Annotated in this window: 18 protein-coding genes and 1 riboswitch; of the genes, 4 read left to right on the forward strand and 14 right to left on the reverse strand. The window is 36.5% G+C overall.

Features of this window, described 5'->3' with window-relative positions:
- Positions 1–7: 7 nt before the first annotated feature.
- From MKY09_RS17615 to MKY09_RS17630, 4 genes are all read right to left on the reverse strand, one after another.
- Positions 8–442 (reverse strand): GNAT family N-acetyltransferase, encoded by a 435-nt coding sequence (locus tag MKY09_RS17615; RefSeq protein ID WP_342567211.1) that lies wholly within the window; start codon positions 440–442, stop codon positions 8–10.
- Between the two features lie 17 nt (positions 443–459).
- Entirely contained in the window at positions 460–930 is a 471-nt protein-coding gene (locus tag MKY09_RS17620) for a low molecular weight protein-tyrosine-phosphatase (RefSeq protein ID WP_342567212.1), read from the reverse strand.
- Positions 931–1016: 86 nt separating this feature from the next.
- Positions 1017–1424, reverse strand: coding sequence for a hypothetical protein (locus MKY09_RS17625; protein WP_342567213.1), 408 nt, complete (start codon positions 1422–1424; stop codon positions 1017–1019).
- A 2-nt stretch (positions 1425–1426) separates the two neighbouring features.
- Complete coding sequence (locus MKY09_RS17630; protein WP_169358418.1) at positions 1427–1633, reverse strand: helix-turn-helix transcriptional regulator; 207 nt, start codon at positions 1631–1633, stop codon at positions 1427–1429.
- Positions 1634–1772: 139 nt separating this feature from the next.
- Between MKY09_RS17630 and MKY09_RS17635 the strand changes: the two genes are divergently transcribed.
- The gene (locus MKY09_RS17635) at positions 1773–2162 is read left to right on the forward strand and encodes an NUDIX domain-containing protein (protein ID WP_342567214.1); all 390 of its coding nucleotides are present in this window, start codon (positions 1773–1775) and stop codon (positions 2160–2162) included.
- Between the two features lie 243 nt (positions 2163–2405).
- Here MKY09_RS17635 and MKY09_RS17640 read toward each other — a convergent pair whose 3' ends face one another.
- The 3 genes from MKY09_RS17640 to MKY09_RS17650 form a co-directional block, all read right to left on the reverse strand.
- Positions 2406–4121, reverse strand: a complete 1716-nt coding sequence (locus MKY09_RS17640; RefSeq protein ID WP_342567215.1) for a GMC family oxidoreductase — start codon at positions 4119–4121, stop codon at positions 2406–2408.
- Between the two features lie 28 nt (positions 4122–4149).
- A complete protein-coding gene (locus MKY09_RS17645) occupies positions 4150–4929 on the reverse strand; it encodes a gluconate 2-dehydrogenase subunit 3 family protein (RefSeq protein WP_251553257.1) in 780 nt (259 codons plus the stop codon).
- Between the two features lie 77 nt (positions 4930–5006).
- The gene (locus MKY09_RS17650) at positions 5007–5264 is read right to left on the reverse strand and encodes a hypothetical protein (protein ID WP_251553256.1); all 258 of its coding nucleotides are present in this window, start codon (positions 5262–5264) and stop codon (positions 5007–5009) included.
- Positions 5265–5726: 462 nt separating this feature from the next.
- Between MKY09_RS17650 and tatA the strand changes: the two genes are divergently transcribed.
- A complete protein-coding gene (tatA, locus tag MKY09_RS17655; protein WP_169358520.1) occupies positions 5727–5933 on the forward strand; it encodes a twin-arginine translocase TatA/TatE family subunit in 207 nt (68 codons plus the stop codon).
- Between the two features lie 309 nt (positions 5934–6242).
- On the opposite strand, the gene MKY09_RS17660 is transcribed toward tatA, so the two are convergent.
- From MKY09_RS17660 to MKY09_RS17670, 3 genes are all read right to left on the reverse strand, one after another.
- Positions 6243–6488, reverse strand: a complete 246-nt coding sequence (locus tag MKY09_RS17660) for a DUF1700 domain-containing protein (RefSeq protein ID WP_169358413.1) — start codon at positions 6486–6488, stop codon at positions 6243–6245.
- 122 nt (positions 6489–6610) lie between these two features.
- Positions 6611–7549: an ABC transporter substrate-binding protein gene (locus MKY09_RS17665; RefSeq protein ID WP_251553255.1), complete on the reverse strand. Its 939-nt coding sequence runs from the start codon at positions 7547–7549 to the stop codon at positions 6611–6613.
- 3 nt (positions 7550–7552) lie between these two features.
- Positions 7553–8092 carry a hypothetical protein gene (locus tag MKY09_RS17670; RefSeq protein WP_342567216.1) on the reverse strand — a complete coding sequence of 180 codons (540 nt, stop codon included), beginning with the start codon at positions 8090–8092 and terminating at the stop codon, positions 7553–7555.
- 169 nt (positions 8093–8261) lie between these two features.
- Positions 8262–8451: riboswitch (cobalamin riboswitch) on the reverse strand.
- 112 nt (positions 8452–8563) lie between these two features.
- On the opposite strand from MKY09_RS17670, the gene MKY09_RS17675 reads away from it, so the two are divergent.
- The gene (locus tag MKY09_RS17675; RefSeq protein WP_342567217.1) at positions 8564–9037 is read left to right on the forward strand and encodes a VanZ family protein; all 474 of its coding nucleotides are present in this window, start codon (positions 8564–8566) and stop codon (positions 9035–9037) included.
- A gap of 41 nt (positions 9038–9078) precedes the next feature.
- Here MKY09_RS17675 and MKY09_RS17680 read toward each other — a convergent pair whose 3' ends face one another.
- From MKY09_RS17680 to MKY09_RS17690, 3 genes are read right to left on the reverse strand one after another with little or no spacing between them, the layout of a single operon-like run.
- Positions 9079–9471 carry a spore germination protein GerW family protein gene (locus MKY09_RS17680; protein WP_251553252.1) on the reverse strand — a complete coding sequence of 131 codons (393 nt, stop codon included), beginning with the start codon at positions 9469–9471 and terminating at the stop codon, positions 9079–9081.
- 12 nt (positions 9472–9483) lie between these two features.
- Positions 9484–9990: a GNAT family N-acetyltransferase gene (locus MKY09_RS17685; protein ID WP_342567218.1), complete on the reverse strand. Its 507-nt coding sequence runs from the start codon at positions 9988–9990 to the stop codon at positions 9484–9486.
- A gap of 2 nt (positions 9991–9992) precedes the next feature.
- Positions 9993–10790 carry an aminoglycoside adenylyltransferase domain-containing protein gene (locus tag MKY09_RS17690; RefSeq protein ID WP_342567219.1) on the reverse strand — a complete coding sequence of 266 codons (798 nt, stop codon included), beginning with the start codon at positions 10788–10790 and terminating at the stop codon, positions 9993–9995.
- A 142-nt stretch (positions 10791–10932) separates the two neighbouring features.
- On the opposite strand from MKY09_RS17690, the gene MKY09_RS17695 reads away from it, so the two are divergent.
- Positions 10933–11781 carry a DegV family protein gene (locus MKY09_RS17695; protein ID WP_298474136.1) on the forward strand — a complete coding sequence of 283 codons (849 nt, stop codon included), beginning with the start codon at positions 10933–10935 and terminating at the stop codon, positions 11779–11781.
- Positions 11782–11802: 21 nt separating this feature from the next.
- On the opposite strand, the gene MKY09_RS17700 is transcribed toward MKY09_RS17695, so the two are convergent.
- Positions 11803–12552 carry a GNAT family protein gene (locus tag MKY09_RS17700; protein WP_342567220.1) on the reverse strand — a complete coding sequence of 250 codons (750 nt, stop codon included), beginning with the start codon at positions 12550–12552 and terminating at the stop codon, positions 11803–11805.
- Positions 12553–12689: the final 137 nt, after the last annotated feature.

Below are 12689 nucleotides of genomic sequence, written 5' to 3' on the forward strand. Positions count from 1 at the left end.
TTCCTCCCTATAGCATTTTTTCTAGCACAATTTTATGCGTACCTTTATTACTTATAAATGTTTCTTTAATATCAAACCCAAACTTTATATTTAAAATTAGCATTTCTCTTTTTTCATTTCTTGAGATGGTACGGGCTTTTGTGTACCCCATTGACTTAACAAGTTCATGCTGTCTGCGCATCAGTTCTTTGGCTATTCCTTTTCCACGATAGTCCTTGTGAACACCGCCAAGCCAGCTATAAAAGGTGCGATTTCCGTAGTCGTAGCCAATTTTAAATCCTACTACACGGTCTCCATCCTTTGCTACAAACAGGATTAAATTGTTTTTTTCTTTTAACTTTTCTGTTGCCAAGTCTGAGCCGTCAAATACATGCTTATGTAGCTCCAAAACACCAGAAAGCGTCTGTTTGTCCGGTACCCCATGAAAATATTCATACTCCACTTTTATTCCCCCTCTTGCTACAGTTGCTCTTTATAATCGAGTTTAACTTTGCCTAGAAGTGCATCACAGCCCTCTAAAACCAAATCATAGGTTTCCTGAAAATCACCAGTGAAATAAGGATCAGGTACATCTTTCTTGTGCTCAGTCCAATCTAAAAAACGAATAATTTTGGGATGATCAGGTTGACCAAGCATTTGTCGTATATCTTTAATATTATTTTCATCCATACCAACAATATAGTCAAATTCTTCAAAATCTTCTTTTTGTAGCTGACGTCCGGATATACCCTCTGTGGAAATGTCATATTCTTTTAGCTTGGCTATTGTCCCTGGATGTGGCGGGGCTCCAATATGCCACCCACTTGTAGCAGCTGAGTCTACTCGAATACTCGCTTCTAATTTTTCCTTTGCTACTAGATGCTTAAATACAGCCTCCGCCATGGGAGAACGACAAATATTACCTAGACAGACAAATAAAACATGAACCATTTCTTAACATCCCTTCTTAGTCTATTTATACTGCATACGCTTTATAGACCTTATAAACTACCTTTATAATACCCTTTCTATGTCCCTCAAATCTTCTTGATTATAAAAGTACCAATACCAATTAACATAAATAGGATCATCATATAAATAATGAGTATTCCTATTTCTATTGTTTCAACACCAAGCGCAAATAATATTAATAATATGGCCCCTGTACCGAAGAGGACAAAATAAAGTACAGAAGAAAAATAATTCTTCATCATCACAGTTGTGCGTTCATCCATATCCGGTACATTTCCTATCCGTTTTTGACGCCACCATGCATAAAGCAAAAAGACAGAAAAGCCCCCTAATGCTCCAGCTAACATTGGCAAGAAAAGCCCCCAATCGAAGATGCCCTCCTCTTTACCCGAGATATACACCCCTAAAAACGAGCCACCAATGATACATCCACTAATTATTCCGTACAATAGGATCTCATAGCCCTTCTTCACCCTTATTCCTCCTCTAGATAAAATAATTCTTCAATAGGTACATCAAAATAACGTACTAGTTTAAGTGCAAGCTCTAAGCTGGGATTGTATTTATTGTTTTCAATCGCTGTAATGGTTTGTCTGGTAATTTGTAAATCACCCGCCATTTGAATCTGTGTTATCCCCTTTTTTAATCGGATTTCTCTTATATGATTAATGACCTTTGCCATTTACTTCCTCCTTGCTTACAATGTAAATATATCTTTACATACAGAATAATCAAAAATTTATCTAATGTAAAGAACTCTTTACATATTTCCATTAATTTATTGTTATAATTTTCTTAAAAATAGGTGAAGGGGGAATAAGATGAGAAATCGAGGAGCCACTATTATTCTAGAACAAGGTCGAGTTGCACTGATCAAAAGGACTAAGCCTTATACCACCTACTATGTATTTCCGGGTGGAGGTATCGAGAATGGAGAAACCCCTGAGGAAGCAGCTATTCGTGAGACATATGAGGAGCTAGGGGTACATGTTCGCATCCAAAGACTTTTTAAAGTACTACCATATAGCGGAACTCAATATTATTACTTAGCTGATATTGTAAGCGGTACGTTTGGATCCGGAGATGGAGATGAATATGTAAGCACTTCTAAAGAAAAAGGAAAATATGAACCGATTTGGATCGATCTCATGGATTTATCTACTCTTGATGTTCGTCCTAAAGAAATAGTAGAAGCAATCTTGGCAGATTAAACAGTCCAAGGAACCCACAAAAATTCGGTTCGAACAGACCGAAATTTACACAAACTGTGCAAGTTTCTTAGAAATCCAAAAGAGTAGTTAAAAGTTTGTGGATGAATCCATATATTAAAAAACTGCTACCTTCTTTTGATGGAAAGAAGATAGCAGTTTTTAAGTTGTTGACTAATTCTATGAGTAAAAATTATTTGTTAAGTTTAATCAAATATTATTTCTTTATATAGAAGCTTCTCGATTTTAAACTAATAATCCGCCAGTTTTTAAGTATTTTTCAATACCTTCTGCTGCACGATACGCTAGTGCTCCAACTGTGCCAGTAGGGTTGTAACCTGAGTTTTGAGCAAAAGCACTTGCACCTGGTACAAATACATTTTCACAATCCCACATTTGTAGATAGCTGTTTAAAGCACTTGTTTCTGGATCAGAGCCCATGATTACTCCACCAGTATTATGAGTAGACTGGTAGTTACGAATATCGTAATCTCCGACTTCGAGACCATTAATTTTGATATCTTTTGCACCCATTTTTTTCATGATCTCAGCTGATTTTTCTCCCATAAACTTCATTAGTTGACGATCTTGGTCTTTCCAATTAAACGTCATACGAAGTAATGGATCACCGAATGCATCTTTATAAGTTGGATCTAAATCGATGTAATTATCTTGCCAAGGTAGAGAAGCACCTTGTGCTTTAACAATAAGAGCACGGTTTGCATTTGTAACAGATGCGTCTTTAAATTCTTTCCCCCAAGTTGGAACGCCTGCTGGAATCTGATTGTTTGCAATAGGACGATCCCCTAATTGGGTAATTTGAATAGTCGCACCATGTAAGAAATCTAGGTCAGTGTGATCAAAGAAGTCTCCGTTGAAGTCATCAATTTGAGCACCTAGAGATCCCGCACCACCGTATAAATTGAACTCTTTATCAAAGAAACCTACAGCAGTCCCCAGAATTGTTTGGTATGCATAGTTTCTACCAATGACTCCTGTACCAGTAACTGGATCATATGGACGGCCAAGTTGAGAGTTTAATAAAAGTTTAATATTATTCATTTGATATGCTGATACTACAACTACATCTGCCTCTTGGATAAACTCTTCACCAGTACGTATATCTACGTATAATACGCCAGTAGCTTTTCCATTTGTGTGTAGAACTTTACGTACAACAGAATGAGTACGTACTTCGAAGTTACCAGTTTCTTTAGCCACAGGTAATACTGTAACTACTGGTGATGCTTTTGCTCCATATTCGCAACCAAAACGCTCACAAAAACCACAATATTGACAAGCGCCACGAGAAACGCCATCTGGATTAGTATAAGATTGCGATAGATTGTTAGAAGGCATATGGTATGGATGATATCCAAGCTCTTTCGCTGCATTTTTAAATAATTTTATAGCTGGTGTTTCCAGCATCGGCGGGTTAGGGTATTTAATTTGTGGAGAATCAGGTAGTGGATTCGCCTCACCACTAATACCTGTCATAGCGTCAAATTTATCAAAATATGGTTCTAACTCTTCGTATGTTATACCCCAGTCTTGAAGCATCATCCCTTTAGGGATTTTACCTTTTCCATAACGTTTAACAGTTTCTGAATAGATTTCGAAATCGTATGGTAGGAAGCGGTAAGTTTGACCGTTCCAATGCTCTCCTGAACCACCTGTTCCTTCTCCAATTAGGAAGCTACCCCATTCACGGTAAGGTAATGCTCGTTTTGTCATATCGTGACGGAATGTAATTGTTTCTTTAGAAAGATCCTGCATCATTTCTTTACGCTCTGCGTAACGTAGTTCATCGTGAGCCATAAAGTAATCCTCAGTTGAACGTTCTTTACCACGTTCGATACCTACTACTTTGTATCCTTTTTTTGTAAGTTCTGCTGCAATAATACCGCCTACCCAGCCTACCCCTACTAAAACTATATCTGTTTTTGGTAATTTAGTTGCCAAAGTTGTTCACCCTTTCTATTTGTGCTGATTAGTGTTGATGCTGAGAGTTTAAGCTCATAGGATCTATTTTCACGAATTCATCTTTTTCTAATACATTAGTATAACTTGATTGATGTCCAGGGAAATTCTTCATTTTCCAACCAGCCATATCTTTGTTACCGCCGTACATAGGGTCAGCATATACTCCTTCAATTGTTACTTTTCTAAGTAAAGAGAAGAAAAAGGAGGAACTAACGGCTCCATTTAATTTAACTTTATCAGCTTCAAAATCTTTTAAGATTTCGATTTGTTGTTCTTCTGTTAAATTAGCAAATTTAGGTTTATCATCGGATTTCTTTGCAGCCTCTGTATTTAAAGCTGCAATTCCAAGATTAAACACTTGCTGACGGTTCAAATGTGTTTGGTACCCTTGTTGTGGAACTGCTTCTGCAGGGAAGAAAGGACCGGTCATATATTCTTTTGAGTTTAGGCCAAAGCTTCCTGCGAGTTGGTGATCAATATAATATGCAACAAGTAATTCTTTCGCCCCGGGTCCTACCTCAGTTTTAGGAAAAATTTGCTCTGCTGCAGCTTCTATCGTGTCAAATTGTGCTTTGTCAAAATACATAAGTGCTTGGTTGAAGTTAACACTAGTAGTTGCTGAATGAACCCCAGTTTCATTAGTTTTAGATGTTGAGTCTTTCCCTAGTAAAGAACCGAGTGCTCCACCTAATACAACTCCACCAACTGTTAATCCAGAGTTTTTGATAAAAGTACGTCTAGATGAACGTTTATCTAAGTAAGTAGTCTTGTTTTCCTGTTCTGACATAATATGACCTCCAATGTAAATTAGTATAAATAGCTTATTGTTTATTTAGGTAAACAATGGCTTAAAAGATATTCTGATTAATGAAAAACTGCATTCCAGTTATAAACTAATGAGAATAGGATCGTATAAACCAATAAAAATGAGACAAAGTATATATATTTTTTTCCAGTCCAGCAAAGAACAATTATAGCTAGTCCGATACTTGAACCTATTAACGCGAACCAAGGAAACTCATTATTAAAGTAAAAGAGGCCAAGAGCTAAATCTGCTACTATAAATAAAGCAAAAATTACTTGATTCAACAGTTTTAATTCTTCTAAGTTATATTGCGTCACTTTTATTCTCCTTTAACATAGTACACACAACTATGAAAACGTAATTTTTATAAATACAAAACAACCGTTTTACAGTCTACTCCTTTTATTTCTTAAAAACTAGATATTTATTTCGATTATAAAAATATAATTTTATTCTGAAAAAACATTAAATTTTTATAATTAATGCAGAATAATAGAAAAACCTTTGTATTATGGGCATAAATTAATTAGTATTTCCTGGATAAATAAACGATAAGATTATATTTATATAATTAAATTTTTGCAGAAGGGATTAAGGTACTTTTATAACGAAGAGACTTTTCCAGTTCAAAACGCTTAGATTATTTTTAACACTAAATTATTTACAAATTTAAACGTAGGAGTATAATGTGTTATTGATACAAAACAACCAATTTTATGTATGATTAACTACTATTGAAAAAACACATGAGAATATACAGAAACAGTATAGGAGAGATTATAATGCCAAATATCGGAATACCAGGTTTAATCATTATATTAATTATTGCTTTAATCGTGTTCGGTCCGAAAAAATTACCTCAATTGGGTAGAGCAATTGGAGAGACGTTAAAAGAATTTAAAAGCTCAACTAAAGATATAGTAGACGATGTTGCAGAAGAATTTAAAATAGAAGACAAAGAAACAGTAACTAAAAAAAATATCTAATGCAAAAAGCCGCCAAATTCTAATAGGCGGCTTTTTGCATGTGTTAATATACATTCCTAGATATCAGTCTATAAGAATCTATACAAAAGCTTGTTGCTCTTTATTTCTTTAAATAACGAAGAAATAAAAGGGCCTCTTGGAGTTTGTGTGATGGGATAGGGGTTAGTGATATAGGCAACACACCAGAGATGAAAGTTTATACAGACGGGGATTTATCAGATTCAAACTGTAAAATTTGGATTCCCAATGAACCAGTTAAAACTTGTCAATGAAGTCATGCTACAAAGGGTAACTAGCCTTTGTAGCATTTTATATATATGCACTTTCATATGCCACTTCTGTTACGATCATTTCCTCTTCGGAGTAAGCCTTAAGTAGTTCCCTTGCTATATACGATGGTGCTCCTAATGATTCTATTATTGCTTGCTCGGATTTCCCCTCTCTTAACAAGTCACAAAAATATTTTTGGAAATCTCGAACAACCGCTTGGCGCTCCTTAGCATTTAAAATATATAGCTGTTTTTCTAATGTCTCAATATAAACGTTTGCTGTCACTTCTAACTCCTCCTCGGTACTATTCATTAAATAGTACTATACCATAACACTATTATCCATTGAAAGGTACCTGTTTTAAAATAAAAGAAGATGGCCTCCTCAAAACGAGACCATCCTTTACTTTATTTAAATAATTCTGGATAAACGGTTTTGGCTACTAGTTCCACAGCTTCACCAATTCGTGGACCAGGGCGAGACATTATGTCCGAATCTAATTGGAAGATGGCGTTGTTTTGTACAGCCTCTAGCTGGTTCCAGCCTGGACGAGCCTTAATCTCACCAATTGGATCTTCTACATAATTTACGGTAGTTAAGATAATCGGAGGATTTTTCTTAATGACATCTTCCTCAGATAATTTAATCCATCCCTCTTGGTCTCCAAAAATGTTCACAACAGAAGCATTATTCAAAACTTCTTGTTGAAACGTATTTTTACCAGTTGTAAAAATTTCAGGAGAGGGGCTTATCTCAAAATAAACTTGTTTCTGATTAGCTACACCCGATACTTTGTCCTCAACACTTTGAATAGTAGTTTTAATAGAGTTAACAAGGTTTATTCCTTTATCCTCAACTCCCATTACTGCGGCCAACTGTTCAATATCACCATAGACGTCTTCAAATGACAGTGCCGATTGAATGACAAAAACGTCTAAACCCGCATCTTCCAACACTTTAAGCTCTTCCTCAGAACCGGTGGTATACGCTATCACTACATCTGGGCTTATCTCTAAAATCCGTTCTGCATTAAAGCTCATAGAATCGGAAATTCTTTCAATTTCCAGTGCTTCTTCTGGATAGGTATCATACTCTGTAGCTCCCACTATTTTATCTCCCACGCCAAGGGCAAATAGAATTTCTGTGTTGCTTGGTTGTAGAGACACAACCGAGTCGGGAACTTCTTCAAATGTAATTTCGTTCCCCATATCGTCCGTTACAGTGTATTCCTTTACTTCTTGTACAGAATCTGTTTCAACAGCTGTATTCTTTTCAGCCTCTTGGCAGCCTACAAGTAAGATAGAAAGTATTAGTACCGCTAACCAATTTCTTAATTGTTTATTCATATGTTAATCCCCCAATTCTTTCTTTTTTCTCATGGGATATGATTTACTGACAAATTGAATCTCGTCAACTCCATGATACTTATTTACATATACCGCCATTGCAAACAATACATTTGCTAATAGCTGCGTGTAGTCAAATAAAATCTCAGGTACTTCTCTTTCTAAAGAGACTTTATGTAAAGCTCTGACCGACTTTTTTGCTTCACTTCGACATACGTGCAACTCACAAGCAGCCGTTGAACCTTGTGGAAGTACGAATATATCTACTCTTCCTTCTACTTCGCTTACGTAGGAATCGTACATATCGCTGAGGATTTGTAAATCTTCTTCATGGATCGCGAGCTTCCCTCTGACAGACCCATTTAAGTGGTATGCCATCGGGGCCAAATACATAAGGTCCTCATATACTCTTGGAATAACTTTTGTTAAAGAAGCAGCCAAGCCGATACGTGTCGTCAGTGAGTCCGTTCGAATCTCAAAGTCTACTGTAGAAGGCTTCTCTCTCATAAACGGATAACAAATATAACGCATGTCCTTTTTCACCTTTTCCCCTCCCTTCCTAGTAAATGTGAACATATGCAATACAATACTCGACCTCTTACAGCACAAAAAACGCCACCCCAAAAAGGGCGGCGCAATACTATTTATCGTTTTATAAATTCAATCGAAAAAATAGACACGTGCCGTACAACCCCTTAACTTCCGAAGAGTATTTATACGTTCAAGAAAAGGCTGGTCTCCTGGCTCATGCATCATTTTACTCTAAGAACCTTCCCATCGACGTTTGTCAACAGTGGTATTTTTCTTATTTCATCTGCATTTACAGTTGCGGAAACAGCTTCGGTTTTTCACCGAATTCCCAATTAAGCTGACAAGTCAGCACCTTTTCCCTGCAATAAATTATTCACTTATCGTAAGTGTACCATAGCGTATCATTTTGGGGTAGAAATGGTTATCTAGTGTTAAAACTTGTAATTAGTTTGTTTCTTGTTCAGTTTATGCTACTGTTTTTATATGAAAAAATATATCCCACTATTACTTTTAATTCTCTTTGTATTTATTGCTTCGGGTCAAACTTCCGAGCAGCAGTCTTTAGAGACTGTGCTTAAAAACTGGCTTCCCAACAAGCCATTGGAATCCTTTTTGTCTTTATTTCATATTCCATATTGGGGATTTTATGTCTCTGTCGAGGAACGTGGCTACTATGCATTTGTTGAATTTTTAATCAGAAAAGGAACGCACTTTTTTTATTTTGGTTTGATTGGATTAGCCATTTATATTGCTTTACCGAAAAAAAAGTACAGAAAGCTGTTGGCCATACTGATTACCTTTTTTCTAGGAGCAGCAGATGAATTCCATCAATCCTTTACGAGTGGACGATCTGCACTCTTTCAGGATGTTCTATTAGATACAAGTGGCGCAATTTTTGCCATGCTATTGCTAACGCTTGTTCAATGGTTAAAGAATAGAAAAAACGCTACCCACTAAATTTAAAAGGTAGCGTTTTTCTATTAAGCTATTTAAAGAACTTATTTTCGACTTTTCTTTAATAGGAAGGCAAGACCTAAGGTGATAATGGAGAACACAGTAAGTAATTGATTAATCGGAAGTATAGGCTTGAATTTTACATTTTCCTCGGTGATTTCATAAACTCCAACTGGTTTAATCGAAAATACACCACCTGCTCCTTCTCCTTGACCACTAGCATTTTGCTCGTCTGTAAATCCACCGCCTCCTCCTCCACCTACGAAGTAGTTCACTTTGGCTACTGGCAGAATCCGTTTATTGTCCATAATAATTGGGTCCCCGTATATTAAAGAAGCATCCTTTTCTCTAGAAAACTTTTCAAAAATAGAACGTATTGGTGTTTGTATCATAGGCAGCTTGGTATTATCCTTTTGTTTACTTGTCTTTTCCTCCATACTATCTCTCCTTTATTTTAATATAAGGGTCATATGATGTTCCTCGTAATAAACATCTCTTTCCTTTAAAGCCATTTCTTCTGTTCCAAATACTTTAAATCCTAGCTGCAGGTATAAATTTTTTGCAGACTCATTACTAGATACTACGGAGAGATTAATCTTTTCAATTTCATTAGTTTCTCTTGCCTGTTTAATCGCCTGCTCCATTAAGGACTTACCGGCACCTTTTCTTCTCCCGTGCGGACTAACATACATCGCAAATATATTTGCTCTATGCTTCATTTTTGAGCCACTCTCCTGTAAAAGAGTAACCATACCGATTAATTTATCTCCCTCAAATGCACCGAACGTATAATTCCCATTTACTTGAAAATTGCTTCTTACTCGTTCAATTGGATTTTCTCTTTGAATAGCTTCTTCATAACTAGTACCAAATGCTTCGGAGTTATTTTGCAGTGCCTCAAGCCTTAGCTGCCAATATGCCTCTGCATCATCACCTATTAATCTTCTAATTTCCATTTCTATACCTCCTGAAAATAGCGTGCATTGCAAAGTTCATGTGCGTACAATATTAAATCTCGACAAGCTTCTGCACGTGAGCTTTCTGTTGCAAATAGCGAAGGAGATTGCTCTAATGTACGAATTCTCATCCCTTCTTTTATTAAAGGATGCCAAACATTTGGCAGCATACTTAACCCTTTTCTCAGTGCTTCTTTTTTTGAAATGATCTGCTGATATTCGAGTGAATAAAGAATTCTGCAAATAGTAGCTGTAACAGCCTCCACCACTTCATCAGGCACTGAATCTGGTATTTCTTTTGTTTTCTCATACCAATATTGATTAATATTGTATTTTAACGTCTCTAAGACGTCCTCCCATTCAGTAGAGACTTTTAACTCTTGAATATCTGTTCCCTGCAATGTAATTCCATGCTCCTTTAACACCCACCAAGTCACATGATTAATGTCCCAATGCCCAACTCTAACAACGCCATCCGCACAAAAAGGATAAGGTTGCATTGTTTCGTTCCCCTTACTAAGGTCAGTTGCTTGGATATACATACCGTCCATCCGAGAACCTAATTCCTCTTTAGACAATTGAAAATGAAGATCCTTTATCATTTCTATCTCTTTCTCATTTACCTGTCGATTTAATAAAACGATAAAGTCTATATCACTCTTTTTCTCATCAAAAGCGTCTAAAGCAACGGAGCCATACAAATAGACTCCTTCTATTAAATTCATAGGCAAATGTGTATTTAATTGCTGTAGATATAGTTGCATTAAATTATGTAGAGAATACGGTAATAAATACTTCAACCTTTCACCTCCTCTAAATATGTTCAAAATATGTTCCAGTTCCCGAAATTTCGACAAAACATGACAAGTAACACTATTGATATGTATTCATCTGCGTTACATTATCGCTAACAAATTATTTTTATTAAGGAGATTATCAACTGTGAATAAAAAAGTTGCTTGGATCACTGATACTGCCGCTTTATTGGAACAATCATTTATTGAAAAACATAATATACATGTCTTACCGTTAAATATTGTTTTTGAAGAGGGTGCATTCAAAGAAACGATTGATATGACACATGATGAATTCTATGACAAATTAAGAACGGCTAAAGTTCATCCAAAGACCTCTCAGCCTCCAATTGGTGAAATGGTACAACTATATGAAGACCTAAAAGCAGAAGGATATGATTGTGCAGTTGCCGTCCATACATCAAGCGGTTTGTCTGGCACCTACCACAGCTCACAAACCGCTTCTAAAATGGCCAATTTCAAAGTATATTCCATTGACTCCAAAATAGGCTCTTATCCAATGGTCAAAATGCTAGAGGTTGGGAAAAGCTTGTTAGAAGAAGGCCGGGGCGTAGAGGAAGTTGTAGCTCATATAGAAAATATGACAAACAACTCTGAGTTATCCTTCATTCCATCTAGCTTGACTCAGCTTCATAAAAGTGGTCGTGTTTCCGGCACAGCAGCCTTTCTTAGCAATCTATTAAATATAAAAGTGGTTATTTCCTTTGATAATGGAAAAACCGTCCCGACAGAAAAAGTACGTGCTACTAAAAGAGCTAAAAACTATGTAATGGGACGCCTTCGAAAAGATATGAAAATAGCAGAAGTTCCAGAAGTTGCAGTAATCAACTGCAACAACAAAAAGGATGCTCAAACGTGGAGAGAAGAAATCCTGCAGGAATTCCCTAACCTTAAGGTTATTGTCATCCCATTAAGTGCCTGTGTAGGAGTTCATGCTGGAGAAGGGACCATTGGACTTAGCTGGGTTCGGTATTAATATAATTTATAAAGGGGTTTGCTATTTAGCAAACTCCTTTTTTAACAAAGAGCAAATGGAAGCATCACAAAACTGCCCTTTTTCAAACGCAGATTCTCTTAATGTACCCTCATATATAAATCCTGCCTTCTCCAAAGTTCTTTTCGATGCACTATTTTCTGGATCATAGAGGGCTTCTATTCTGTGAAGCTCCATCTTTTCAAAGCCATAGGACAGGATAGGCTGCAAAACCTCCGGCATTACTCCACTTCTCCAAAATTCTGGAGTAAGCTCAAACCCGATTTCAGCCTTATTGTGTTCCTTTTCCCAATTATGGTAGCCACAGCTCCCTATAATCTTATTGTCCCCCTTAGTAGCTATCCCCCAACGAAATCCTTCGTTTTTATGGTACTTTATTTGCCACTTTCTGATTATCTTTTTCGCTTCGCCAATATCCTTGAAGACGTCTAAATCATAATATTTCATAACCTCATCCTGAGAAAAATAATAGAATACCTCTTCTGCATCGGTCAGCTCTATCTGGCGTAGTACAAACCGTTTCGTTTCCATTCTAGGAAAATTTTTATTACGTTGATCATAGGCAAATAATACAAAGAATTGAGATATGGCAATTATCCCTGACAGGGTACTAATAAAAATGCTTATCCAAAAGTACATAGATATTCTTCCACTTCCTATAGGACCAACTTTCGGCTGGTACACGTCATAGACAGCATAAAAGTTAATCCCTAATAAAACTATTCCACCAAACAAGATAAACCATTTAACCATAGCGACACTCCCTATCGAGAGTTTATTCGAGATGGTGGCCATAAAATCCTTTTTTAATGGTGGTGAAGGATGTCTATTACAATTCGATGGCTCGGTTGACCGCATGGCACTCCATACCCTCACAAGTTCCAGCAAGT

This window comes from Psychrobacillus sp. FSL K6-4046 (genome assembly GCF_038624605.1).
In the GTDB taxonomy this organism is placed as follows: Bacteria; Bacillota; Bacilli; order Bacillales_A; family Planococcaceae; genus Psychrobacillus.